We start from the raw sequence: 25,014 nt of genomic DNA, 5'->3' as shown, positions 1-25,014 counted from the left end.
GTGTCGTTTGATAAAATCTTAATAGAACATTCAACCTCCAACAAACACAATCCATAGAATCCCCTATTTGTTAAAATATGTGAAATAATTTTAGGTATACGAAATGATTCGTATTATTGTATACGAAACTATTCGTACAACTAATTATGAAAGTTAAACCGACAGCAAGTGAGCTTGAAATATTACAGATACTTTGGAAGAATGGGGAAAGTACTGTACGTGAAGTAAATGAAGAGCTAACCCGGGATCGGGAGGCAGAAGTTGGTTATACCACTACTCTTAAACTCATGCAGATAATGCATGACAAAGGGCTTGTAGAAAGGGACACCAGCTGCAGAACGCATAAATACAAACCCCTCATTACGCATGCCCATACCAGCCAGGGAATTCTTCAAACCCTTATTGATACGGTATTCAATGGCTCTACTTCTCAGCTGGTAATGCAGGCTTTAAGTAATAAGAACTCCTCGAAAGAAGAAATCAAAAAAATAAAAGAATATCTGGATCAATTAGAAAAAAAGTAAGGTCATGTATGCATCCCCGTTATTTGCAGCTTTGAGTCAGTCTATCTTCGCTTCGTTGGCTTATGGTCTGATCATCTATGTGTTACTAAAGATCGCTCTACTCGTTTTTCGAGACCTAAGCTCGTCATGGCGTTACAATTTGCTCTATAGCTGCCTGGTGCTGGTTTTTGCGTCCTTTATAATTTCAGTTCACAAATATTATAGCTCTGCTCCGGTCGATGCTGAAGGCCTGGCAGAAAGTGTACCGACAACCTATTCTGAAGTTTCTGTACTCTCATGGAATCAGCTAGCCATCCCCTACTCTTTGTGGCTGGGATGGGCTTACATTGCTGGGCTGCTCTCGCAGGCTATTTTTCTGGTGATAGCATTGCATAGCTTAAATATTAATAAATTAAAAAGTAGCATTCCGGCAACAATCTATTGGATTGAACGTCTGGACAATCTGAAATTGAAACTCGGAGTTTCGAAATCAGTTAGACTACATGTCTCCGACAAACTCCTCATACCGTTTACAGCCGGCTTTTTAAAACCCGTTATCTTATTCCCACTGGCCACAATTAATCAGTTGACCACTGATCAGGTTGAAGCAATTTTAATACATGAACTGGCTCACATTAAACGGCATGATTACCTGATCAATATACTTCAGCGGGTAATGGAAATTGTACTCTTTTTCAACCCGATAATTTGGCTCCTGTCAAAAGAAATCAGGTCAGAGCGAGAAAACTGTTGTGATGATGTAGTTGTTCAATGCACCGATAATCCAAAAGATTATGCGAGAGCGTTAGCACTAATTGAGGAATATCGAATTGATACAAGCGGTCTCGCAATGTCGATATCCGGAAGCAAGGAATTTAATCTGTTAAACCGAATCAAAAATATAACCAAAATGAAAGCTCAAAACCAAAGTTCTAAGCAAAAATTGTTTGCTTTACTCAGTATTATTGCCATCAGCTTGTCGTTAGCGTGGATTATACCTGCAGACACCACAAAAAATAGTGCTTCGAAAAAGAATCTGCAAATTAAAGCTCAAAGGCTAAAGACTGTCCCTCCGGTACCCCCCGCTCCACCAGCACCGGTGCCAGTCCTACCTCCCCTTGATACCGTTCTACCTCCAAAAGTCCCGGCACCACCAAAATTTGACCCATCTGAAGCACCCGTTCCACCAGCTCCGATTGATACCAATGAGTTGAAAAGTCTTTTCAGCAGCCCGGAGTGGAAAAAACAAATGGAAGAGATGAAGATATCCACCGAGGAAATGAAAAAACAATTCAGCAGCACGGAGTGGAAAAAACAAGTGGAAGAGATGAAGATATCCACCGAGGAAATGAAAAAACAATTCAACAGCCCGGAGTGGAAGAAACAAATGGAAGACATGAAGATATCCGCCGAGGAAATGAAAAAACAATTCAACAGCCCGGAATGGAAGAAGCAAATGGGAGAGATGAAGATGTCAGCCGAAGAAATGAAAAAACAATTCAATAGCCCGGAGTGGAAGAAGCAAATGGAAGAGATGAAGGTTGACGCTGAAAAAATGAAAAAGCGATTCAACAGTCCGGAGTGGAAGAAGCAAATGGAAGATATGAAGGTTGAAACTGAAAAAATGAAAAAGCAATTCAACAGTCCGGAGTGGAAAAAGCAAATGGAAGATATGAAAGTTGAAACTGAAAAAATGAAGAAGCAGTTTGAAAGTCCGGAATGGAAAAAAAAGATGAGAGAGCTACGGATGAAAGAAAAGAATAAAGAGGAAGCATTAAATTAAGTTTCTGTTCACAATACCAATCAAGCCCCGGAGTCATAACCGGGGCTTTTTTGTGGGTAGCTTTAAACGCTTTGTATATCTTTATCGCATGCTCCTTAGCACTATCAGTCTTTATAAAAAAGCATATAGCGGATTATCCACGGAAAGCTGGTATTTATCCCTGGTGATGTTCATCAACCGAAGCGGAACGATGGTGCTTCCCTTTATGACCATTTACTGCACGCAGCAGCTAAACTTTACCATCATTCAGGCTGGCTTCATATTGGCCTTCTTCGGAGCAGGCTCAATTGCCGGAGCCTTTATCGGCGGTAAGGTAACCGATAAGATAGGCTTTCATTATCTCCAGGCAGGTGCATTGCTAACCGGAGGACTCATGTTTATTATAATCAGCTTCCTTGACACCTTTCTCACGTTAGGCATTGGTACTTATATATTGAGTATGTGCAACGAGTCTTTCAGACCTGCAAATTCGACGGCTGTTGCATTCTACAGCACTACAGAGAACAGAACCCGCTCCTATTCTCTTAATCGCTTAGCGATCAACTTAGGGTGGTCATTCGGAGGAGCTCTGGGCGGCTTCCTGGCTTCAGTTAATTACCACTACTTATTTTATGTTGATGGTTGCACCAATATTTTCGCCGGAATATTACTCCTTAAGCTTCTCCCAGCCGGAAAAACTAAAAAAGAAAAAGAAAACACTCCGGACACTGTTGTTATAAGATCGGCCTACAATGACAAATTATACTTGATTTTCATACTACTGACCGTATTGTTTGCCTCTTGCTTTTTCCAGCTCTTCACCATGCAACCTGTCTTCTTCAAAACCGTCTGGCACTTTAGCGAACAGTTTATCGGGATACTTATGGCTTTAAACGGATTATTAATTGTCGCCACCGAAATGGTTTTAATCCACAACCTGGAAGGCAAAAGGCCTAGCATGTATTTTATTACAATAGGCGTTGCCCTGGTGGGCACCGGATTTTTACTTTTTAATATATTTCCGGCAGCGGTGTGGGTAGCCCTGCTTTCCGTGTGTATCATTTCTTTTGGAGAAATGCTTTCTATGCCGTTCATGAACACTTTCTGGATTTCGAGATCGACGGAAAAGAATCGCGGTGAATATGCTGGCTTATATACAATGGCCTGGTCGGCAGCCCAGATACTCGCCCCAATCTACGGGGCAATACTAATTCAGCAAGGTGGTTACGATCTGCTATGGTGGTTTATCTGCGGCCTGTGTGCTTTGTGCTCTGTCGGTTATTATTGCATTTACAGACGCGATTTACTCAGACAATGGAAGTTAAGGTTGTTGCTCGTCTGATCAGCCTTTAATATCACTAGCAATCCACCATTCATTTCCTGATCGGTCGCTCACTCCTGCGCTCCTGTGCCCGTAAGCCTGGTCCTGCGGTTCTCTAATGGACACTGCTCCGGCGTCCAGTGCACGTTGATAAAAAATATCACAATCATCCAGAAACAAATGGATCATAGTCGGATTAGGAGGATAGACTTCACTGGCGTCACCTAACATGATCATCGAGTTTCCAAGAGTCAGCTCAGCATGCATAATACTGCCATCAGGCTGCAGATGCCTGGTAAGCTCCTGAAAGTCAAAAGCTGTTTTTAGAAACTCCATCAATAGCTTTGCCTCTTTTACGATTAAATAGGGCGTTACGATTGGATAAACCGTTTTGGCTTGTTGAGCTGAGCCTTCCATAGGATATGTTTAGATATTCTTTTCTAAGCTGAACTTGTAAGTCATTGTGTGAAGATATTTCTCTCCCGGTTCCAGGATAGTGTTAGGGAAATGTGGGATATTGACCGCGTTGGTGTGTTGTTGTGTCTCAAAACAAAACGCGGTAAAAGGACGATAATGCATCCCCTTTTTTCCATTTTTAACGTTCAAATACTTGCCGGTGTAGAACTGAACGCCGGGTTGATCGGTCAATAATTCAAGTTTAATTCCTGTCTGTGCAGAAAATGCGGTAGCCGCCGTTCCCCATACTCCCGGAGATTTGTCTAACACAAAACCCTGATCGTAACCTTCGCCGGCTTTCCAGTTATGCCCGATCCTTTTAGCTATTCTGAAATCATGGGACGTTTTGTCGACCGGGATCAGCTCCCCGGTAGATACAAAATCAACATCCTGGCCTAAATAATGGCTTGCTGGAATTTCTACTACATGATCTTCAATCGGACCTCCATCTCCATTAAGATTGAAATAAGCGTGATGAGTCATGTTTACCGCAGTTGTGCGATCTGTACGCGCCTCGATTTTTAGAGTCAGTTCATTTGCATTATTTAACCCGAAAGTTATATTCACACTCAAATTCCCTGGAAAACCCTCTTCGCCATCTTTACTCACATACCGAAAGGTTGCTTGAGGACCGGGGGCTGTTTTAACGGAAACGATATCCCAAACCTTTTTATCAAACCCGCTAAAGCCACCATGAAGCTGATGCGGAGGTGTATTTTGTGAAACTTTAACGATTTCGCCATTTAGCGGGAAGCGCGCATTAGCGATCCGGTTAGCGTAACGTCCAATGATTGCACCTAAATAAGGGTAATGAGCCAGGTAGTCCGTCGAGATGTAATCCTTAACGTGATCAAATCCTAAAACAACATCGATGTAGTTATTAAACTTGTCGGGCAGTATTATTGATTGTATTAAACCACCATAGTTACTCAGGCAGACCTTCATTCCCCGGTCATTCTCCAGTATTACATTATAGACGTCCTTTCCTAAATAGGAAAATAAAACTTTTGACTGGCTTGTTCTCAAAATATGTGTGCTTTTTATTATTGATAATATCGGAAAATTATATAAAATATTTGAATCATATTTGGCCTTTTAACAGCTTAATCCTTTATTCATACCCACAAATTATTTATTTTGTTTCATGTCAAAATTAAAGCTTGATGAATTAAATCGCGCAACCATACAGGAGTTTAAGGAACAAGATAAATTGCCTGTCACCGTCATCCTGGATAGTGTGCGCAGTATGCATAATGTGGGATCTATTTTCCGTACTTCCGACGGGTTTGCAGTGGAACAAGTCTTCCTGTGCGGAATAACAGCGCAACCACCTCATCGCGAAATTGAAAAGACAGCTTTAGGTGCCACCCAGTCTATTGACTGGTTTTATTTTAAAGAAATTACTGATGCAATTACCCAGTTAAAGGGTGAGGGCTATCAGATCATCGCCATAGAGCAGGCGTCAAACAGCGTAATGCTGAATCAATTCAATCCGCCGGCAGAACATAAATATGCGCTTATCTTCGGTAATGAAGTAAATGGAGTAAGCGAGGAAGCTATGAAAATGATAGACAAATGCATAGAAATACCACAATTTGGAACAAAGCACTCATTTAATATCGTAGTGTCTGCGGGGATCGTTTTATGGGATTTTTTCAATAAGTTAAGTCTTAAGCGCGAATAAACATGGAAGAAAGTAAACTGGCCAAGAAGTTACAAATTAAACCTGCCCACAGGGTGCTCCTTGTTAATGCACCAAACAATTATAGCGAACTTTTAACACCGCTGCCCCGGGAAGTAAAGATTATAGAAAAGCCAGGAGGCACTTTTGATGTGATTCAGTTATTTGTTTTAAACAGTGAAGAGCTTAAAAGAGATCTCGTGTGGTTGCAGAATCATCTGCGTCCAGATACTGTCTTGTGGATAACCTATCCTAAAAAAAGTTCAGGGGTCGTATCAGATCTTGAGATGATGCAGTCATGGGATGAAACAGCCGGATACGGACTAAGCGGAGTTGCTGCTGCCGCAATCAATGAAACCTGGACCGCACTTCGTTTTCGCCCCTCCAGCCAGGTGAAGCGTTCTGAAGTTTGTGACTCAGAAATTGAAAACAACGCACTTGGCCAGTATATTGACGTTAAAAATCGTATTATAACCCTGCCTGCTGAACTGAAATCTGCGATGCAGGACCAGGCAAGTTCCATTTCCTTTTTCGAATCTTTATCCTACACTAACAGAAAAGAGTACGTCAGCTGGGTGCTAACTGCCAAACAAGAAAAGACCAAAGCTGACCGGATTCAAAAGACGGTGGAGAAATTACTGGTAGGGAAGAAAAACCCATCTGAGAAATAGTTTGAGAATACTTTGGTGATCCTTTGGGTGTTATTTATATTTATATAATTACATGTAACTATATTCTAGTCGCGGAGATGAGCAGGCAGGAGCAATTAATTAGTCGACTTTGCTCAAAACCAGTTGACTTTACATGGGATGAATTAATTCTGCTTTTTAATCGTTATAACTTTAGTGAAGTTGGTAAAACTGAGTCTTCCGGGAGCAGAAGAGTCTTCATAAATAAAAGCAGTCAACAAATAATAAGACTACATCAACCACATCCGGCAAATACTCTTAACCAATATCAAATTCGGGAAATTAGAGAAGTTTTAGGAATCTAACATCTGGAAATGGAAAACACATTGAGGTATAAAGATTTCATAGGCAGTGTTCGCTACAGCAATGATGATAAAGTGTTTCATGGAAAGATTGAGTTTATCACCGATCTGATAACATTTGAGGGAACAAGTGTGACAGAACTGGAAACGGCATTTTCAGACGCGGTAGACCATTACATTGAACTCTGTGCTTCAGTCAATAAAAATCCAGAAAAAAGTTATACAGGAACATTCAACGTGAGGCTTAAGCCTGAGTTACACCGAAAGGCAGCTTTAACCTCCATAGAAAAAGGTATTTCTCTCAATCAACTAGTAGCGGAGGCTGTTGACAGATACGTTGAACGCTCCTGAAAAGACTTAAATTACACCAAATACTGCCTTACCCTATCCTTAGTAGCCAGGGCAGAATGGCCCATTAAAAATTCATCTACTTTTCGGGCTGCTTCCCTTCCTTCCGAGATAGCCCAAACAACCAGCGACTGTCCTCTTCGAACGTCTCCGGCTGCAAATACCTTCGGAACATTAGTTAGATAATCTCCTTCTTTTGCCTTTACGTTCCCACGTTCATCAAGCTCAACACCAGTTTTTTCAACCAATCCTTCATGCTCCGGGTGTATAAAACCCATCGCCAGCAACACAAGTTGGCATGGAATCTCACGTTCCGAGTTCTCTTTTTCTGCAAACTTTACCGGTCGGCCTAACCCATCCAGTTCCCAGCTTACATCGCTTACCAGTATCGCTTTTAAAGCCCCCTGTTCATCTCCAATAAACGATTTGGTATTAATCCCCCAATAGCGTTCGCAACCTTCCTCATGTGAGCTGGTTGTCTTGAGCACCATCGGGAAACTTGGCCATGGCATATGCTGACTTCGTTCCTGCGGAGGCTGAACCATCAGTTCAAATTGCTTCACCGAATTTGCATGCTGACGGTTAGAGGTGCCTACACAATCAGATCCGGTGTCGCCACCGCCAATTACCACTACATCTTTGTCCGTTGCCAGTATATGCTCGTCAGTAAAAGTAATTTTACTTAAAGTCTTATTCTGCTGTTTCAGAAAATCCATGGCAAAATGAATCCCTTTGAGATCACGCCCTGGGATATTTAAGTTTCTTGGAATAGTCGAGCCACCCGCCATGACTATAGCATCATAAGAATTAATAAACTCCGTCATGCTGTGATCCTTTCCAACCTCGGTATTACAGATGAACTGAATTCCTTCTTCCTCCATCAATTGAATACGTCGGTCAAGTACCGATTTCTCCAACTTGAAATCCGGAATTCCATATCGTAGTAAACCTCCGGGCAGATCATCCCGTTCAAATACCTTTACCAAATGACCCGCTTTATTAAGCTGTGCTGCAGCAGCTAATCCTGCCGGACCTGAACCAATGATTGCAACAGACTTACCGGTCCGAACCAGGGGTCGGTGTGGCTTTATATATCCTTTGGCAAAAGCAATCTCAATAATATGCTTTTCAATTTCTTCGATGGTAACCGGTGGTTTGTTGATGCCTAACACACATGCGGCTTCACAAGGAGCCGGACAAATTCTCCCGGTAAATTCGGGGAAATTATTAGTGGACGCCAGGATCAGGTAGGCTTCCTCCCACTTTCCATTATAAACAGCATCATTAAATTCCGGGATAACGTTACCAAGCGGACAACCCGAATGACAAAAAGGTATCCCGCAGTTCATACAGCGCGCTGCCTGGTGGTTTAACTCTTCTTCAGGGTATAACCCTACAAATTCATTGTAATTTTTTACACGCTCAGCAGGTTGTATTTTTTCAGGCAATACTCTTCCAAACTCCTTAAATCCTGTTGCTTTTCCCATAATACTATTGTGCTGATTGTTGAACTCTAACTTGATTTAATACTCGCTTATACTCTTTAGGATAGACCTTTATAAAGTTGATAACCTCCTGATCCCAATTATTCAATAAGAAGGATGCCACTTTACTTTCCGTGAGCATTTGATGTTTCCTTAACAACTGGAGAATCTGCTCTTTATCGTCCGACCCCAGCGGATCCAGGTCAACCATTTCCTGGTTACAGTTTTTAGGGAATACGTGGTCCGGATCATAAATCCAGGCAATACCCCCGCTCATACCTGCGGCAAAGTTCCGACCGGTTCTGCCCAGGATCAATGCCCGGCCTCCAGTCATATACTCGCAACCGTGATCTCCTACACCTTCCACAACCGCAGTCGCGCCAGAGTTTCGGACAGCAAACCGCTCACCGGCTTGTCCGCGTACAAACAACTCGCCCGCCGTAGCACCATACAGAGCAACGTTACCAATGATCATATTGGCTTGCGGCACCAGCTTACTACTCTTATCGGGATAAATAGCTAATTGGGCTCCTGAAAGCCCCTTGCCTACGTAATCATTAGCCTCTCCGCTGAGCTCAAAGGAAATACCCTTGGTACAGAACGCACCAAAACTTTGTCCCGCCGAACCGTGGAATTTATAGTTTATCGTGTTTTGCGGAAGTCCTGCTGACTGGTATTTCTTTGTGATCTCATGTGTTAAAATAGTCCCCGTTGTCCGGTCTGTATTTCGGATCTCAAAGGAAGCAAATACCGGCTCCTTGGTAGCAATTGCATTCCCGGCAGCCTCCAGAAGCTTCCAGTCCAGAACTTCTGCAATTCCATGATCCTGTTTTTCACTGTTAAATAAGGTCAGTCCGGATGGATTATCCATCGCGTAAAGCAACTCTGAAAGATCCAGGTTCTTCACTTTCCAATGATCTATATCTTCACGCATTTTCAGGAAATGCACCCTTCCCACCATCTCGGTGATGGTCCGGAAACCTAACTCTGCCATGATTTCCCGTAATTCTTCGGCAATAAATCGAAACAGGTTGACTATGTGCTCCGGCTTCCCTGTGAATAATTTTCGTAATTCAGGGTCTTGCGTAGCTACACCAACCGGACAGGTATTTAAATGACACTTACGCATCATAATACAACCTCCGGCTACCAGAGCTGCCGTTGCTACCCCCCATTCCTCAGCTCCCAAAAGGGTAGCAATTGCAATGTCTTTACCCGTTTTCATCTGCCCGTCGGCCTGTAATACCACACGGCTGCGCAATTTATTCTTTACCAGGGTTTGTTGAGCTTCTGCGAGCCCTAATTCCCAAGGCAAACCGGCGTGTACTACAGAAGATAACGGCGAAGCGCCGGTTCCACCATCATATCCCGAAATCAGAATTACATCGGCGTGTGCCTTTGCAACACCCGCCGCAATAGTACCAACGCCAGCCTTTGATACGAGCTTAACACTGATCCGCGCATCACGGTTAGCATTCTTCAGATCGAAGATCAGCTGAGCCAGATCCTCAATAGAATAAATATCATGATGTGGCGGAGGAGAGATTAACCCCACCCCTGGTGTTGCATGACGAACTTTTGCGATCCATTCATCCACCTTATCTCCTGGTAATTGTCCACCCTCCCCCGGTTTTGCACCCTGAGCCATCTTGATCTGCAGCTCATCGGCATTAGCAAGGTAGGTGGCCGTTACGCCAAACCTTGCCGAAGCGATCTGCTTGATCGCCGATCTCATCGAATCTCCATTTGACAACCGCTCATACCTGATCTCGTCTTCGCCGCCTTCACCGGTATTGCTTTTCGCGCCGATTCTATTCATCGCGATAGCTAAAGTACTATGGGCTTCATGCGAAATCGAACCAAAAGACATGGCGCCCGTTGCAAAACGCTTCATAATCTGCTCCACAGGTTCCACCTCCTCTAAGGCAACTGGCTGACGATGATGGGCAAAACCAAGTAAGCCTCTAATAGTATAGCGCGTTTCTGACTGATCGTTGATCAGCTTTGCATAATTCTTATAAATTTCATAGTTATTTGTGCGGGTTGCATGTTGCAATAAGTGCACTGTTTCCGGATTAAAAAGGTGTACCTCACCCCTCCGCTTCCACTGGTAAATTCCACCTTCTGGTAATAGCTTGCTACCTGTATTTTGCTGGCTAAACCCACTAAAGTGTTTATATAATGCTTCCCTTGCAATATCATCAAGATCCAAACCTTCAAGCCGGGTTACCGCTCCACTGAAATGCTCATCAATAACTCTTTGCTGGATGCCGATGATCTCAAACACCTGCGAACCGTGATAAGACTGCAGTGTAGATATCCCCATCTTTGAAAATATTTTCAACAATCCGTCACCAACAGCTTTAATATAATTTTTTGATAATGTCTTGATATCCAAAGATAAATCCAACTTCTCGTCAAATTTAAGTTTAGCTATGGAAGCCAATGCCAGGTATGGATTAACAGCCGTTGCTCCGAACGCGATCAGACAGGCAAAATGATGGACTTCCCAAACATCACCCGCTTCTACTACCAAACCCACGGCGCCACGCAGGCCCTTGCGGATTAAGTGATGATGAACCGCAGAAACTGCTAAAAGAGAAGGTATAACCGCATGCTCAGAATCTAGAGCGCGATCTGAAAGTATAAGAACCTCAAAGCCATCATACACTGCATCCTCAGCATACCGGCACAACCGGTCGATTCCTCGTTGAAGGGAACCGTTTTGCTTGTCCGCTTTAAAGTAGGTCTGTAATGTTTTGGCGTGGAAAAGCCCGGTATCAATACTTCTAAGTTTTTCTAACTCGGTATTATCCAGAATCGGCTGCTTTAAAGCCACACAATGGCAATGCATCTTATCTTCGTCAAGCAGATTACCGTTGTTACCCATAAATCCAACCAGACTCATCACCAGCCTCTCCCGGATCGGATCGATCGGCGGATTAGTTACCTGCGCAAAGTGCTGCTTAAAATAGCTGCTCAAATGCTGTGGGCGATCGGATAGTACAGCCAGCGGAACATCCGTTCCCATAGAACCAATCGGTTCCTTGCCTAAAACAGCCATCGGTTTGATGATTGTTTCAACGTCTTCCCTTGAGTACCCAAAAACTTGCTGGTATTTGAATATAGACTCGCTGGATAATTCAGTAAATACTACTCTTGGTTCCGGTAATTCCTCCAGGCGGATTTGATAATTTTCGAGCCATTCAGAGTAAGGCTGCTTGGTTATAATCGCATTTTTAACCTCCTCATCAGAGAGTACTTTTCCTTTTTCAATATCAGTGATAAGCATCTTGCCCGGCTGAAGACGGCCTTTCTTGATGATCTTTGATTCGTCGGTTATTAAAACACCTGCTTCTGATGCCACAATAATGCGGTCATCCTCGGTGATCATATATCTTAAGGGCCGCAAACCATTTCGATCAAGTGTAGCTCCTATAATTCTGCCATCGGTAAAAGTGATCGCTGCCGGACCGTCCCATGGTTCAATAAGTGTCGCATGGTATTCATAAAATGCCTTTTTCAACGGATCCATCTGTTCGTTACCATCCCAGGCTTCCGGAATCAGCATCATCAATACGTGAGGTAAAGACCGCCCGCAGTGATAGAGCAATTCAACCACGTTGTCAAGGCACGCAGAGTCAGATTGGTTGTTATCAATTACAGGCAATAACATATCCATCTCCTCTTTGCTGAAAAAGGGAGATGCAAATGAGCGAATACCTGAATAGAACCAGTTCAAATTCCCCTTCAGGGTATTGATTTCGCCATTGTGAGCTATATAACGGAATGGCTGCGCCAGTTTCCAGGAGGGAAAAGTATTTGTTGAAAAGCGTGAATGAACCATCCCAAACGCTGATAATACTCTGTCATCCTGCAGATCCGGAAAGTAATTACGCACCTGCATACTGGTTAACTGACCTTTGTAAACTATAGTATGCTGCGAGAAAGAAGCAACGTAAAATTGCTGCCCGGTGAGCTTTACAACGTCGGCAATAGTTTTCGAAATGAAATTCTTGAAGACATAAAGCTTCCGCTCAAAGTCTTCAGCAATCCAGATCTGGGCAGGCTTACGGATAAAGATCTGCTCCATATCTGGTTCGGCAGAAAGTGCCGTTTCACCAATGCCTGCAGTTTTGACGGGCACCTTGCGAAATCCTAATATCTGTAAACCCGTTTTTTCTGCTACCTTATATATCTCCGTCCTGCAGGCTTCCTTCAAAGTAGCCTTCTTTGGAAAGAATACCATTCCCACACCGTACTCGCCCAGTTCGGGGAGATCAAAATTCAGTGTGCTGCACTCCTCTTTTAGAAACTGATGGGGAATCTGGATAAGTATTCCAGCTCCATCTCCCGAATCAGGGTCACAACCGCATGCCCCGCGGTGTTCCATATTTTCAAGAATTGTCAATGAATCAGATACAATCTGATGGGATCTAATCCCTTTAATCTGGGCGATATAACCAACTCCGCATGCGTCGTGTTCAAATGCCTCCTCGTATAAACCCTGCTTCCGGATCTCGTTCTTTGCCTTCATAATGAATTGGTTGTATTGGAGGCCCTAAAATAGGGATTTAAAAACCGATTACTTAATTGCTAACTATTATTGTCATTAGCCTAAAAAAAACAACTCTAAATAATAGTTCATTATAATTTTTTCATCCAAACATGCAAAAAATAGAAAAAATGATAATATGATATTTTACATTTCCATTAGAATATGAAGCGATTTTTACATAATACACTTCAAAAAATCATTTCTACTGATAATCAGACACATAAAAAAGAAAATAGCCAAAGTCTGTATAAGTTGCATTTTGAGTGTGTAATGACACAAATTTTGTTACTTTTGTGACGGGTAAGTCTTTTACGACCAGCTCCTTTTGAACTCCCCCAGGGTGGGAACACAGCAAGGGTAGAAGGTTGAGCGGTGCGATAAAAGGGGCTTGCCCATTTTTTTTTCTTAAATTGAGTTAGTTAGCAAGTTAGCTAATGAGCAAATTAACTCCTCCCTATGAGAAACTTTCCCCCTAATCAAAATCCGATTGTTGTAAAGACCTTTTCCTTTGCGGTTAACGCAGCCCGCTATTGTCAATTACTTCAAAAGAATCGAGACTTTCCACTTTCAAACCAACTATTTAGAAGTGCTACATCAATAGGAGCGAATACCCATGAAGCCCAGAATGCCGAAAGCAAAGCAGATTTCATCCATAAGTTTAAGATTGCAATTAAAGAAGTTGACGAAACTGAATATTGGCTTGCGCTGTGTACTGAATTGTATCATCATCCAGAGTTACTTGGCTTAACTGAACAACTAACAGAAATTCAAAAAATCATTAATAAGATAATATCAACGAGCAAGAAGACTTAATTTGCTCATTTACTAATTTTCAAATTTTCAAATTTTTTCCATGAAATTTTTTATCGATACCGCAAATCTCGCACAAATTAAAGAAGCCCAGGATCTTGGGGTTTTAGACGGTGTAACTACCAACCCTACCTTAATGGCTAAAGAAGGGATTACTGGTCATGACAACATTATCAACCATTATAAAGCTATTTGTGAGATAGTAGAAGGGGATGTTAGTGCAGAAGTAATTGCCACTGATTATGAAACGATGATTAAGGAGGGTGAAGTACTTGCTGCCGTGAATCCAAAGATCGTGGTTAAAGTACCAATGATTCAGGAGGGTATTAAGGCAATCAAGTATTTCTCATCTAAAGGAATTAAAACCAACTGTACACTTGTTTTCTCAGCCGGACAAGCTTTGTTAGCCGCAAAAGCAGGCGCCACTTACGTTTCTCCGTTCATCGGCCGTTTAGACGATATATCAACAGATGGCTTAGGACTTATTTCCGATATCCGCCTTATTTATGACAACTATGGTTACGAAACGCAGATCCTTGCGGCCTCAGTTCGTCATCCGATGCATATTATTGACTGCGCTAAGTTAGGTGCAGACGTAATGACCGGTCCTTTATCTGCGATCATCGCGCTAATGAAACATCCGTTAACCGACATCGGCCTGAACCAGTTTCTTGCCGATCACGCGAAAGCAGCAAACAAATAAACTTTGTAAGGTTTAGCTTAAATATATTTAAAGCCGTTTAGAGTTGTTTCTCTAAACGGCTTTTTTCGTTTAACAAATCACAAACTATTTGTTAAAGAGAATTTCTCGTGGTGATCTGGAATCTGGTCGAATCCGTTAGCGACGGAAAGCAGAATCTAACTAGAATTAATCATCTGGAACACCATCCTTTTAAGCGGTTTAAACGGGCCTTGTTAATGTCCAATGCAGGCAAATAATTTACTCTTATTTCGCAGGGGTTTCCTTAAGGTTTAATAGGGGTTTCCTTAAGGTTTCCTAGTAAGATTCTACTAGGAAACTACAAGCATCCTACAAGCAAATTCTTAGTGTTTTTTAATTAAAATCAGGGCCGTTAAAAAGGTCTTATTTCTGCAATAATAAAAGCAAGAAGCGGGCGCAGATTTTTTCAGAGAGTGGAAAATGAACTGTGTCAAAAAGTAAAAAACATACTTTAGCCGCAGTTTATTATGAATAAGAAAGAGGAACTCGATTACGAGTTAATGAAAAAGAAAGCCCTTGAGCAATTTCGTTCGGGCAAGTCCCTGTTTGGAAGAGAGGGTGCCTTTGCACCCTTGATAAAAAGTTTTTTGGAAGCAACTTTGGAGGCTGAGATGGAAAGTCATCTGGATGAGGGTGAACGCCAGTCCGGGAACCGCCGGAACGGCAAAACCAGTAAGCAGATCAGGACCGGTAGCGGCACCCTAAGCATCGATACTCCGCGGGACCGCTCCTCCAGTTTTGAACCTCAGCTCATCAAAAAGCGGGAAACTATTCTGGCCGAAAGCCTGGAGGAGAGAATCTTATGCATGTATAGCACCGGAATGAGTTTGCGGGATATTTCCAGTCATATTAAGGCCATATACGATACGGATATCAGCCACAGTACCTTATCGGCCATTACCGATAAGATCATTCCGCAGGTGAAGGAATGGCAGTCGCGTCCTCTGGATGAGCTCTATACGACTGTGTGGCTGGATGCCATGCACTACAAAGTGAAAGCAGATTATCAGATCGTCTCGCGTGCGGTCTATAATATCCTGGGGATCAACCGGCATGGCCGGAAAGAACTGCTGGGCATGTATATTTCTCACAGTGAGGGAGCTAACTTCTGGTTATCGGTATTGACCGATCTGCAAAACCGCGGTGTGAAGGACATCCTGATTGCCTGTATCGATAACCTGAATGGATTTGCGGAAGCCATTCAGGCAGCCTTTCCCAAAACGGAAATACAAAGTTGCATTGTTCACCAGATTCGCAACAGCCTGAAGTACGTAGCCACCAAGGATAAACCGGAGTTCATGAAGAGTTTAAGGCCCGTATATCAGGCCACTACCCTGGACCTAGCCGAGCTGCGACTGGATGATCTGGAAGCACAATGGGGCAAGAAATATGAGAAGGTGATCGACTCGTGGCGGCGAAACTGGCCCAAGCTATCCACCTATTTCCGATATGATCTGGCGATTCGAAAGATGATTTACACCACCAATGCGATTGAGGCTTTTCACCGGCAGCTTCGTAAAGTAACCAAGACCAAAGGGGCTTTTACCTCCGATATGGCCCTGTTGAAGCTCATCTACCTGGCTCAAAACAGAATCAGTGAACGATGGACCTTAGCACTTCCCAACTGGGCGCAGACCGCTCAGAAGTTGGCGATTTGGTTTCCCGAGAGAATGAAATTAGATTTGAGCTAATTGGTAACCGCCCCTTTGGCCCTTTGGTGGGGCCAGGGGCTCACAACAAATGACACAGTTCATTTTACAGACCCTTTTTTCAAGTGTTTACCGTTAATGTACCAGCAATCCGGTCCTGAAAATCCAGATAAAAAACAAATGATACCTTTGTCCCTATGCCTGAAATTGTTGACATTTTAATTATAGGTGGCGGTCCGATCGGACTGGCATGTGGAATCGAAGCGCAGAAACACGGTCTCTCCTACCTGATTGTTGAGAAAGGCTGTTTGGTTAACTCATTATATCATTACCCCGTGAACATGACTTTTTTTTCGACCTCGGAAAAACTGGAGATTGGCGGCGTTCCTTTCGTTTCAACCAATATTAAGCCGGTGCGAGCGGAGGCATTGGAGTACTATCGCCGGGTTGCGTTGAAATTTAAGCTGAATATTCATTTGTTTGAGGAAGTGAAATCAACTGCCAAAGCTGGCGAGTTTTATAGCATACAAACCTCAAAAGCAGAATACCTGGCCCGTAATATCATTATTTCAACCGGATTCTATGATATTCCCTGCTCACTGAATATTCCCGGGGAGGAGTTGCCCAAGGTGCGACATTATTACGGCGATCCTCATTTTTACGGAATGCAGAAGGTGGTGGTGGTTGGTGCCAGCAATTCTTCTGTTGATGCTGCATTGGAGACGTACAGGAAAGGTGCGGAGGTAACCATGGTGGTCAGAGGAGCGGATATTGGCGAACGTGTAAAATATTGGGTCAGACCAGATATTATTAACCGGATTAAAGAAGGCAGCATAAAAGCTTTTTTCAATTCAAGCTTAATTGCCGTCCGTGAGAATGAAGTGGAAATTCAAACTCCCGATGGAATACAGGTGATCCCTAATGATTATGTTTTGGCTTTAACGGGTTATCAACCAGATCTGGGCTTTCTCAGAAAAATGGGCATTCGCGTGTCTGAAGACGAGAAGCAAATACCCGAGCACGACCCGGTGACGATGGAAACTAATCAGCAAGGTGTTTACCTGGCAGGAGTTATTTGCGGTGGCATGGAGACCCATGTCTGGTTCATCGAGAATTCCCGCGAACATGCTGTAAATATTGTGAAGGATATTGTCTGTAAAAAGCAAAGTGTTTAATCCGGCCAGGCAATAGCTTTATTAATCAAGGTGGTAAACCGCGTCTGTAATGATTCACATTTGAATTTTAGACCTATCATTAAGAATAACAAAGGCCCTATGCCGGGCCTTTGTTAATGAATACGCTATTTGACAGGGGCGATACTTAGGGTTTTAACCGTAAAAAGCGAATTGGCCTTCAGAGATATTTTTTTCATTGTTTTATTGGGGAAAAATATATCCGTCATCACTGTCAATCCATCATCGGCGAACAATTCCACAGAAGCTACATCAACCAAAAGGGTTATATCCGTCGACTCACTTTTCCCTAAACGCGGTGCGTAATGAATTTTTGCAAACCCCTTCTCAAAAGATTTATCTCCTGCTTGCGTCCTGTCAATGTAATAACGGTTACTGCTTTTATCAAATCCGACCCGGAGTTCCTCACCCAGGTCGTTTGCAAGCACAAGCGCGAAACTTTGTAAATTACCTGTATTAAGCTGAAGTTTAAACACTCCGTTAGTATTGAACTGAGAAGAAAGGTCTTTGCTTCCTGTTACTTTAATATTAGATAATGAAACCGGCTTTAGTGTAACTTTTCCAAGTTCCATTACCGGTTCTGAAGCGACGAAAATATTATTGTCAACTTGCTTCAACTTTAATTCACGCGGAATAGTCATCGCACTTCTCCAGGGATTCGTCGGAACTACATTTGCGTATTGCCAATTATTCATCCACCCAATAAAAATCTTTCGTTTGCCCGTATTTGACCAGGTTATCCCTGCATAGTTATCCGTTCCATAGTCTATCCAGCGAGTATCCTGATGATCGGGCTTAAAATTTTTACCATCGAACTGACCAATAAAATATTGTGTGGCCGAGCCGCCGTTAGGCCCGCCGGGATTGATGCTTACCAGTAAAACCCAATGGGTTTTACCATTTAGTTCCAAAGGGAATAAGTCCGGGCATTCCCAAACGCCGCCATGTCCGCCCTGATCTTTGCCAAATTCACCTTCTTTGCTCCAGGTTTTTAAGTCCGGTGATGAATAAAACGTGATCCGGTCCATGGTTGCCAAAGTCATCACCCACTTTTTGCCGGCCTCATGCCACATTACTTTGGGATCCCTAAAATCCTTAATACCGGGATTTGGCAATACCGGGTTACCTTTATATTTCGTCCAGGTTTTCCCTTCATCCAAACTATAAGCAAGGCTCTGATATTGATAGAGTCCGGAGCCTTTTTTCTCCAAATCATGATTGTGGTGCGTAAATATCGCTACCAGCGGAACTTTGCCTTCCGTACCGAAACCGCTGGTATTATTTATATCGACCACCGCGCTGCCCGAGAATATAGTACCTAAACTATCCGGATACAAAGCGATGGGCTGCTCTTCCCAACGCATCAAATCGGTACTGATCGCGTGGCCCCAATGCATCGGGCCCCAAACCGTACTGTCAGGATTGTGCTGAAAAAAAAGGTGGTACTTTCCGTTAAGGTATACCATCCCATTTGGATCGTTCATCCAGGCCTTTTTAGGCGTAAAATGAAATTGAGGCCGATGTTTCTCACCCTCTGCACGATCAGAAGATTGTGCAAATAAATTGCCGGTTATTATGATGAAGCCGATTAATGCAACAACTATTTTTTCTTTCATGGTTAACTGATTTACAAGGTTAGATACGCTTCAATAAATAATAAAGTGGGGAGGCAATGTGTCCTCCCTACTTCTCATTAATTCTTAATAACCTGGATTTTGTTTATATAATCCATTTGTAAAGGTAATTTCAGACTGTGGAACGGGTAAGTATTCGTCTCTTCCTGCGGTGAATTTGGCTGTCGCCAAAAATGGCCTCCTGATTTTTTCTACGTCTAAATATGCGTTTAAGGTTGGTTCTGAAATGCCCCATCTCACTAAATCAAAGAAGCGTGCCCCTTCAGTTGCAAATTCCAGACGTCGTTCCCATTGCAAAGCGGTGCGCGCATAGCTTTGAGTCCAGCTGGCAGCCGGATAAAGTTGCAAATTATAATTTGAAGCGAATGTGCCATCCGCTTTCTTAAGCCTGGCGGTACTTGCTGCTGCCCGCTGCCGGATTTGATTGATTAACGGCAATGCTCGGTCTTGCTGTCCTGTTTCAATAAATGCTTCTGCTTGTATTAACAATATATCATCGTACCTGAGCACATCATAATTTTTGGCAACTCCCATAAAAGGACCGTTTTTGAAGTAGGACGAGCTTGATGCTAATTGCTGATTGCGCATGGTATGAAAATTACCATATACACCTGCATCCCGTACCCAACTGTTACTGAAGGGTTTTGTGTTATCATACTTATACGGGTGACCGTCAATACCAACCGTGTGATCCAGGCGAACATCTACAGTGGCTGTAGCTAAATTAGCTATGCCGTTATTGAATGTTGTAAAATTTGGCAAGCCGTTGGCATCAGTGGTAAACGCGTTCACCATGTTCTGACTGGCGGCGTTAAAACCACAGCATCCGTATTGCGGTGCCCCGTGCGGATAGTTTAATCCGTCTTCATAATTTAACCGCCCTGATGTTGTACCGTCATTAATGGTAAACTGGATAGCGAATATGGATTCTCGTCCGTTTTCGGTTTCGGGTAAAAAGTTATCTGCAATATCCGTACTTAAGGCATATTTACCTGAAGAAATTACCGCCTGCGTTAATGTTATTACTTCCTGCAATCTGGCCTGGTCAATGCCGGTTACCCGATGTGTGGCATCTTGCTTATAAGCCTGGAATAGCCTTAGTTTGGCTAAATAAGCCTGGGCTGCAGACTTATTGACCCTTCCCAATTCAGGCTGGGTTTCGGGCAAATTATCAATGGCATACTGGAAATCAGCAGCGATTTTATCCCAGGATTCGTCATTATTTAAGTTGTTGGAAATTTTTAAGATATCCTCCGCAGTTGCGTTTTCATCAAAAATGGGAATGCTTTTGTAGAGTAGCTTCATCGTAAAATAACTATGAGCTCTTAAAAACCTGAGTTCCGCAATCCGGATGTTCTTTAAGGGAAAACTTGCATCAGGAAGAGAATTTACAGCTCTAAGTGCAACATTAGCCCTGCTTATTGACTTGAAAAGATTTTTCCATGTCCGGGAAACGAAAGCATCCATGGTAGGCGTAACCAAATTATAATGTTCAATGGCATCTATTTCACCCACGTCACCGGTTCCACCTCCCCCTTTGTATGCATCATCGGAGCGTACACTTCCGTAAACCCAATTACTGTATATGGGGCCAATCATATCACCATTTCCAATAGCAGCATAAGCTGCCGTTACCAAACCTTCTATAGCAGTAGTTGAAGTTAAGTCCTCTGATGAAAGTACACCTGTAGGCGTATAATCCAGGTTTTTATCACAGGAACCGAACAACATCAGACTACTGGTGATAAAAGCGGCTATATATATCTTTTTCATTTGATTTTATCTTTAATTAATTAAAATGATGCATTGATACCGAATGTAAAAGTTCGTGGAATTGGTACAGGTCCAAGATCTATTCTTTCAGGATCAGGGCTTAAATAATCACTGCTTTTAACCCTAAACAGGTTTTCTGCCATAGCAAACAAACGCAGTTTTGAAATGACAGATTTTGGTTGAAGTGTATATCCTAACTGAACATTGCGCATTTTAAAGTAAGAGGTATTCACAAAAAAATAGTCAGAGGTACGGCCTTCGTTATTATTGTCTTTGAGCGTTAAAGCAGGCACGTTCGTATCGGTGTTTTCAGGAGTCCAGCCATTGAAGACACCCGGTCCAACATTCTCCCGGCTTCTCATCAGGTTATTGAATACGGTATAAACATCAAATCCTGTCCTGCCGGCTACGCCGGATCCAAATAGAGATAAATCCAATTTTTTGTAACTCATATCTATCCTCAGCCCGTATTCTAAAGTTGGCAAAGTTGTTCCAATCCAGGTTCTGTCTAAATCATCAATTCTACCATCATTGTTTATATCCACATAGCGGATCCTTCCGGGGCCTGCACCAATCTGATCCGGTGCGGCATCTACTTCCTGCTGAGATTGAAACAGTCCGTTTGTTTTATATCCGAAAATATCAAATTGTGAATGGCCTATTATGGTATTGACCAGGTTGCCCGGATAGGCTGGACGTACGTTTTCTGGCAGCGTTGTTATTTTATCTCTGAAATGAGCAAAGTTCGTTTGGATATTATAGGTAAAATCACCGGCCTGTTCTCCATGGTATCCTAATACCAATTCCCAGCCTTTATTACTTTTAGACGCTCCGTTAACGGCTTTATTTTGCCCTTCGCCTAAAGCTGATGCAACAGGCGGGGTAATTAAAATGCCCGAGGTTTTTCGTGTGAAATAATCAAAAGACCCAAAAATCTTTTGTTGAAACAAAGAAAAATCCAGTCCCACATTTACTTCATCGGTTGTTTCCCATTTAAGCGCTGAGTTGGCGGCCTGTGTTTGAACAAACCCGGAAGGCAATACACCGGTATTACCACCAGACAAAGAATAAGCGGTACCAATATTCATATACTGTTCCCAAAAACCACCTTGCAACTGGGATAACACAGTGCCGTATCTTGTATCAAATAAACCAAACCGTGCTAAATCACCTATTTGCTGATTGCCTACCCGACCAACACCGGCTCTAAGTTTCAACTCGGAAAATAGTTTACTATCCACCATAAACCCTTCCTGATCTATTCGCCAACCTATAGAAGCGGCTGGAAAAATACCATAGCGGTTATCCGGCCCAAAACGGGATGAACCGTCGCGTCGAACAGTGATGGCGGCTAAATACCGGTCAGAAAAGTTGTAATCTATCCGTCCGAACAAGGAAAATAAACGATTACCCGTTGAACCGCCTGCAATAGTTGCATTTCCTGTACCAGCATTGAGCGTAAAATATTCTTCAGTTTGAATGGCAAAACCCTCTTTCTTAGTTGCTTGAAAATCAAGGTTCGTTTTAATATATTCTGAGCCTGCCAGGATCTTAAAACTGTTTTTGGTATTCAGGTCCCAATTGTAGCGTAAAGTATTAGAATACGTTAGACTCCTGAAATGATTTTGATCGAAAAGCAAACTATTGGTTGTACGATTTAAGGCTCCTTCGGAGAAGGTGGGGGTAATTACTTTATTCCGAAACCTTGAATCGTCAATGCCAATATTAGATTTGAAAAATAGGTTTTTAACAGGCTGAATTTCTACGAAAACGTTACCGAACGAGTTCAGGCGATTTGCATTATTCCACCTGGACAGGTACTGCATATGTAAGGGGTTATTCCTGTCGGAATAACCGGCTCCTGATTCACCTGCAAAACTTTGCCCGTCTTTTTGATAGACCGGAATAGTTGGAGCTATACTAACTGCAAGTGAAGTGGTAGTGGCGCTTCCTAAATCAGTAGCTGTTAAGGTTTCATTAGAGTTGGCAACACGCAAATTAACACCAAACGAAGCTTTGTCATTAAAGGCTCGGGTAAGAGCATTAATACTTCCATTTATTCTATCGTAGCCGGTATACCTTAACATTCCGGTATTCTCCAAATATCCCAGGTTTATTTCCAGCGATGAATTTTTACTGCCTGCCGAAGCGGTTAAACTATTATTGGTTACAAACCCTGTTTTATACATCACATCCTGCCAGTCTGTATTTCCAGCAGGCGTATTTGGGTCGCCACCAACCAGAGGCTGAAGGGTTACCTGATTTAATACCGGATTGTCAAAATCGTTATTCCAGTCGAAATTATAAATTTCACCATATCCTGCCGCAGGGTCCTGCCGGTCATTAACCGACGCTTGCCACAATGCCCTTCCCCTATCCAACGAGCTAAGCATTTTAAACCTCGTCGATTTTTCTGATTGGGATGATACACTGCTGTTAAACTGAAGGTTAACCTTACCTTCGGTATTGCTGCCATTTCTGGTAGTGACTATAATGACTCCGTTAGATGCCCTTGCACCATAAATAGATGCCGCAGATGCATCTTTCAGTACCTGAACTGAGGAAATAGTTGCCGGGTCTAAATTTTGAAAAATCTCCGGTCTTGTGGTGGGTATTCCATCAATAACGTAAAGAGGGTCGGTATTACCCAAAGTGTTTGAACCCCGTATAAGTATTCTGCTATTCGATCCATTTGGTGAACCGTCTTTTTCAACATACAATCCGGCTACCCGCCCCTGGAGAGCTTGCATCACATTTCCCGAACTGTTATTTTTAACGGGCGATAGCTCAACTACGGCAACCGCACCTGTTAAATCTTGTTTTCTTTGGGTAGAATAGCCGACTACAACCACCTCGTCAAGGGTTTTCTCATCAACCGTTAGCCGGATAACGATATTTGAATCTAAAGACTCTATTTTATAAATTAATTCCTCGAAACCTAAATAAGTAACTTTAACTGTTTGGCCTATCTCAGCCGGGAGAGAAAAAGCTCCATTGAGATCTGTAAGTACCCCTTTTTGAGATTCCAATACAACTACCGAAGCTCCGATAACCGGATCTTGATTTGCTTTTTCCAGGACCTTGCCGGAAATTTTTCGGTTTTGTCCGTAAGCTAGCCCCATTAGAAATAACAGCGGGACTACTAGTAATAATTTTTTCATGATTGGTTTGGTTTAAGTTTTGAAAATGCTTGGTGGGATTCTAACTGCTTGTTTAATTCATTCAACTGGGTTTTCCATATAAATCTGTTTAAGTCAAAAGGTGAATATTGCGGGCAGGCGCCTGCCTGCATGGTTATAAAAGCGCCAACGGCTACGGCAAAATCAAGGGTTCCTTCCAAATATTCGCCACTCAATTTTTTTGCAAGAAAAGCCGCCAGGAAAGAATCACCGCTTCCTATGGTATCCTGAACTTCTACTTTATAGGCGGGATAATTGTATTGAATTTCGGAAGTGTAATAAGAAGCTCCGTTACTTCCTTTCGTTATTATCACCTCCTTGATATTGAATTTCTGTTGCAGGAGCCGGACCTTGTCGGCCTCATTCTCAGGCGAACCAAACCAGCCTGAAATAAGGTTTAGCTCATGGATATTTAATTTCAGAAGGTCGGTTTTATGCAACAAGTGAGCTATGTGCGCCTGATCATAATGGGGCTCCCGCAGATTGACGTCAAAAACCTTGTAGGCTGAGAGATCCAGAATTCGGTCAAGGGTAGCACGGGAAACTTCATTTCTGGAAACTAAGCTTCCGAATACGAGCACTTCTGCCTCTGGGATGATGCTTTCCAGCCTGGGTTCGTATTCTATAAAATCCCATGCAACCGGAAAAACAATATCATATTTCACTTCATGATCGGGGGTAATGACTACTTCTACCAGTGAGGTTTTATACTGATTATCAACCTGGCATAATTCATCAGACAGACCCAGTTGCCTGATCACCTCCAATAGATCCTTTCCGTCCTGGTCATTCCCAACCCTGCTTATCAAGACGCTTGATTTCCCCATTTTTTTCAGGTGATAAGCTACATTCATTGGGGCGCCGCCGGGTTTCTTACCTTCTGGCAGGTTATCCCATAAAACTTCTCCAAAACATATTACCTGATGTTGCTTGCCGTTCATAATTATGAGT

At 42.8% G+C, this 25,014-nt stretch carries 18 protein-coding genes and 1 other RNA gene; 11 read left to right on the top strand and 8 right to left on the bottom strand.

Annotated features, from left to right (window positions below):
* Positions 1-146: 146 nt before the first annotated feature.
* The 3 genes from AC1MCB_RS05130 (at position 147) to AC1MCB_RS05120 (ending at position 3,607) form a co-directional block, all read left to right on the top strand.
* Entirely contained in the window at positions 147-524 is a 378-nt protein-coding gene (locus tag AC1MCB_RS05130) for a BlaI/MecI/CopY family transcriptional regulator (protein ID WP_479967668.1), read from the top strand.
* A 4-nt stretch (positions 525-528) separates the two neighbouring features.
* The gene (locus AC1MCB_RS05125; protein WP_479967667.1) at positions 529-2,286 is read left to right on the top strand and encodes a M56 family metallopeptidase; all 1,758 of its coding nucleotides are present in this window, start codon (positions 529-531) and stop codon (positions 2,284-2,286) included.
* An 88-nt stretch (positions 2,287-2,374) separates the two neighbouring features.
* The gene (locus AC1MCB_RS05120; RefSeq protein ID WP_479967666.1) at positions 2,375-3,607 is read left to right on the top strand and encodes an MDR family MFS transporter; all 1,233 of its coding nucleotides are present in this window, start codon (positions 2,375-2,377) and stop codon (positions 3,605-3,607) included.
* Here AC1MCB_RS05120 and AC1MCB_RS05115 read toward each other — a convergent pair whose 3' ends face one another.
* Together AC1MCB_RS05115 and AC1MCB_RS05110 are read right to left on the bottom strand one after the other, a co-directional pair.
* A complete protein-coding gene (locus AC1MCB_RS05115) occupies positions 3,608-4,003 on the bottom strand; it encodes a VOC family protein (protein WP_479967665.1) in 396 nt (131 codons plus the stop codon).
* A gap of 9 nt (positions 4,004-4,012) precedes the next feature.
* Positions 4,013-5,068, bottom strand: a complete 1,056-nt coding sequence (locus AC1MCB_RS05110) for an aldose epimerase family protein (RefSeq protein ID WP_479967664.1) — start codon at positions 5,066-5,068, stop codon at positions 4,013-4,015.
* A gap of 118 nt (positions 5,069-5,186) precedes the next feature.
* Between AC1MCB_RS05110 and AC1MCB_RS05105 the strand changes: the two genes are divergently transcribed.
* The 3 genes from AC1MCB_RS05105 to AC1MCB_RS05095 all read left to right on the top strand — a co-directional run bounded on the left by AC1MCB_RS05105 (position 5,187) and on the right by AC1MCB_RS05095 (position 7,065).
* Complete coding sequence (locus AC1MCB_RS05105) at positions 5,187-5,726, top strand: RNA methyltransferase (RefSeq protein WP_479967663.1); 540 nt, start codon at positions 5,187-5,189, stop codon at positions 5,724-5,726.
* A gap of 2 nt (positions 5,727-5,728) precedes the next feature.
* Positions 5,729-6,394: a YdeI/OmpD-associated family protein gene (locus AC1MCB_RS05100; RefSeq protein ID WP_479967662.1), complete on the top strand. Its 666-nt coding sequence runs from the start codon at positions 5,729-5,731 to the stop codon at positions 6,392-6,394.
* Between the two features lie 332 nt (positions 6,395-6,726).
* Entirely contained in the window at positions 6,727-7,065 is a 339-nt protein-coding gene (locus tag AC1MCB_RS05095) for a type II toxin-antitoxin system HicB family antitoxin (RefSeq protein WP_479967661.1), read from the top strand.
* An 11-nt stretch (positions 7,066-7,076) separates the two neighbouring features.
* Here AC1MCB_RS05095 and AC1MCB_RS05090 read toward each other — a convergent pair whose 3' ends face one another.
* Positions 7,077-8,549 carry a glutamate synthase subunit beta gene (locus tag AC1MCB_RS05090; protein WP_479967660.1) on the bottom strand — a complete coding sequence of 491 codons (1,473 nt, stop codon included), beginning with the start codon at positions 8,547-8,549 and terminating at the stop codon, positions 7,077-7,079.
* Between the two features lie 4 nt (positions 8,550-8,553).
* Complete coding sequence (gene gltB / locus AC1MCB_RS05085) at positions 8,554-13,083, bottom strand: glutamate synthase large subunit (protein ID WP_479967659.1); 4,530 nt, start codon at positions 13,081-13,083, stop codon at positions 8,554-8,556.
* A gap of 319 nt (positions 13,084-13,402) precedes the next feature.
* Between gltB and ffs the strand changes: the two genes are divergently transcribed.
* The 5 genes from ffs to AC1MCB_RS05060 all read left to right on the top strand — a co-directional run bounded on the left by ffs (position 13,403) and on the right by AC1MCB_RS05060 (position 17,459).
* Positions 13,403-13,501: signal recognition particle sRNA small type (ffs, locus tag AC1MCB_RS05080), an RNA gene on the top strand.
* Positions 13,502-13,560: 59 nt separating this feature from the next.
* Complete coding sequence (locus AC1MCB_RS05075) at positions 13,561-13,917, top strand: four helix bundle protein (RefSeq protein ID WP_479967658.1); 357 nt, start codon at positions 13,561-13,563, stop codon at positions 13,915-13,917.
* A gap of 40 nt (positions 13,918-13,957) precedes the next feature.
* Positions 13,958-14,617: a fructose-6-phosphate aldolase gene (fsa, locus tag AC1MCB_RS05070; RefSeq protein WP_479967657.1), complete on the top strand. Its 660-nt coding sequence runs from the start codon at positions 13,958-13,960 to the stop codon at positions 14,615-14,617.
* 485 nt (positions 14,618-15,102) lie between these two features.
* Positions 15,103-16,326, top strand: a complete 1,224-nt coding sequence (locus tag AC1MCB_RS05065) for an IS256 family transposase (protein WP_479966343.1) — start codon at positions 15,103-15,105, stop codon at positions 16,324-16,326.
* 155 nt (positions 16,327-16,481) lie between these two features.
* Complete coding sequence (locus AC1MCB_RS05060; protein WP_479967656.1) at positions 16,482-17,459, top strand: YpdA family putative bacillithiol disulfide reductase; 978 nt, start codon at positions 16,482-16,484, stop codon at positions 17,457-17,459.
* Between the two features lie 125 nt (positions 17,460-17,584).
* On the opposite strand, the gene AC1MCB_RS05055 is transcribed toward AC1MCB_RS05060, so the two are convergent.
* The 4 genes from AC1MCB_RS05055 to AC1MCB_RS05040 all read right to left on the bottom strand — a co-directional run bounded on the left by AC1MCB_RS05055 (position 17,585) and on the right by AC1MCB_RS05040 (position 25,004).
* Entirely contained in the window at positions 17,585-19,093 is a 1,509-nt protein-coding gene (locus tag AC1MCB_RS05055) for a glycoside hydrolase family 32 protein (RefSeq protein WP_479967655.1), read from the bottom strand.
* 84 nt (positions 19,094-19,177) lie between these two features.
* Positions 19,178-20,884, bottom strand: coding sequence for a RagB/SusD family nutrient uptake outer membrane protein (locus AC1MCB_RS05050; RefSeq protein WP_479967654.1), 1,707 nt, complete (start codon positions 20,882-20,884; stop codon positions 19,178-19,180).
* 20 nt (positions 20,885-20,904) lie between these two features.
* Entirely contained in the window at positions 20,905-24,045 is a 3,141-nt protein-coding gene (locus AC1MCB_RS05045; RefSeq protein ID WP_479967653.1) for a SusC/RagA family TonB-linked outer membrane protein, read from the bottom strand.
* Positions 24,042-25,004, bottom strand: coding sequence for a carbohydrate kinase family protein (locus AC1MCB_RS05040; RefSeq protein ID WP_479967652.1), 963 nt, complete (start codon positions 25,002-25,004; stop codon positions 24,042-24,044). Before AC1MCB_RS05040 ends, AC1MCB_RS05045 begins: the two co-directional genes overlap by 4 nt.
* Positions 25,005-25,014: the final 10 nt, after the last annotated feature.

It is taken from the genome of Daejeonella sp. AP26, from assembly GCF_056680515.1.
The sequence above is the reverse complement of the archived record's forward strand: the minus strand, read 5'-3'. Positions and strand labels throughout refer to the sequence as shown.

Coding starts and splice junctions, on each gene's coding strand:
- AC1MCB_RS05130 (WP_479967668.1), top strand. CDS start 147: ATGAAAGTTAAACCGACAGCAAGTGAGCTTGAAATATTACAGATACTT.
- AC1MCB_RS05125 (WP_479967667.1), top strand. CDS start 529: ATGTATGCATCCCCGTTATTTGCAGCTTTGAGTCAGTCTATCTTCGCT.
- AC1MCB_RS05120 (WP_479967666.1), top strand. CDS start 2,375: ATGCTCCTTAGCACTATCAGTCTTTATAAAAAAGCATATAGCGGATTA.
- AC1MCB_RS05115 (WP_479967665.1), bottom strand. CDS start 4,003: ATGGAAGGCTCAGCTCAACAAGCCAAAACGGTTTATCCAATCGTAACG.
- AC1MCB_RS05105 (WP_479967663.1), top strand. CDS start 5,187: ATGTCAAAATTAAAGCTTGATGAATTAAATCGCGCAACCATACAGGAG.
- AC1MCB_RS05100 (WP_479967662.1), top strand. CDS start 5,729: ATGGAAGAAAGTAAACTGGCCAAGAAGTTACAAATTAAACCTGCCCAC.
- AC1MCB_RS05095 (WP_479967661.1), top strand. CDS start 6,727: ATGGAAAACACATTGAGGTATAAAGATTTCATAGGCAGTGTTCGCTAC.
- AC1MCB_RS05090 (WP_479967660.1), bottom strand. CDS start 8,549: ATGGGAAAAGCAACAGGATTTAAGGAGTTTGGAAGAGTATTGCCTGAA.
- gltB (WP_479967659.1), bottom strand. CDS start 13,083: ATGAAGGCAAAGAACGAGATCCGGAAGCAGGGTTTATACGAGGAGGCA.
- AC1MCB_RS05075 (WP_479967658.1), top strand. CDS start 13,561: ATGAGAAACTTTCCCCCTAATCAAAATCCGATTGTTGTAAAGACCTTT.
- fsa (WP_479967657.1), top strand. CDS start 13,958: ATGAAATTTTTTATCGATACCGCAAATCTCGCACAAATTAAAGAAGCC.
- AC1MCB_RS05065 (WP_479966343.1), top strand. CDS start 15,103: ATGAATAAGAAAGAGGAACTCGATTACGAGTTAATGAAAAAGAAAGCC.
- AC1MCB_RS05060 (WP_479967656.1), top strand. CDS start 16,482: ATGCCTGAAATTGTTGACATTTTAATTATAGGTGGCGGTCCGATCGGA.
- AC1MCB_RS05055 (WP_479967655.1), bottom strand. CDS start 19,093: ATGAAAGAAAAAATAGTTGTTGCATTAATCGGCTTCATCATAATAACC.
- AC1MCB_RS05050 (WP_479967654.1), bottom strand. CDS start 20,884: ATGAAAAAGATATATATAGCCGCTTTTATCACCAGTAGTCTGATGTTG.
- AC1MCB_RS05045 (WP_479967653.1), bottom strand. CDS start 24,045: ATGAAAAAATTATTACTAGTAGTCCCGCTGTTATTTCTAATGGGGCTA.
- AC1MCB_RS05040 (WP_479967652.1), bottom strand. CDS start 25,004: ATGAACGGCAAGCAACATCAGGTAATATGTTTTGGAGAAGTTTTATGG.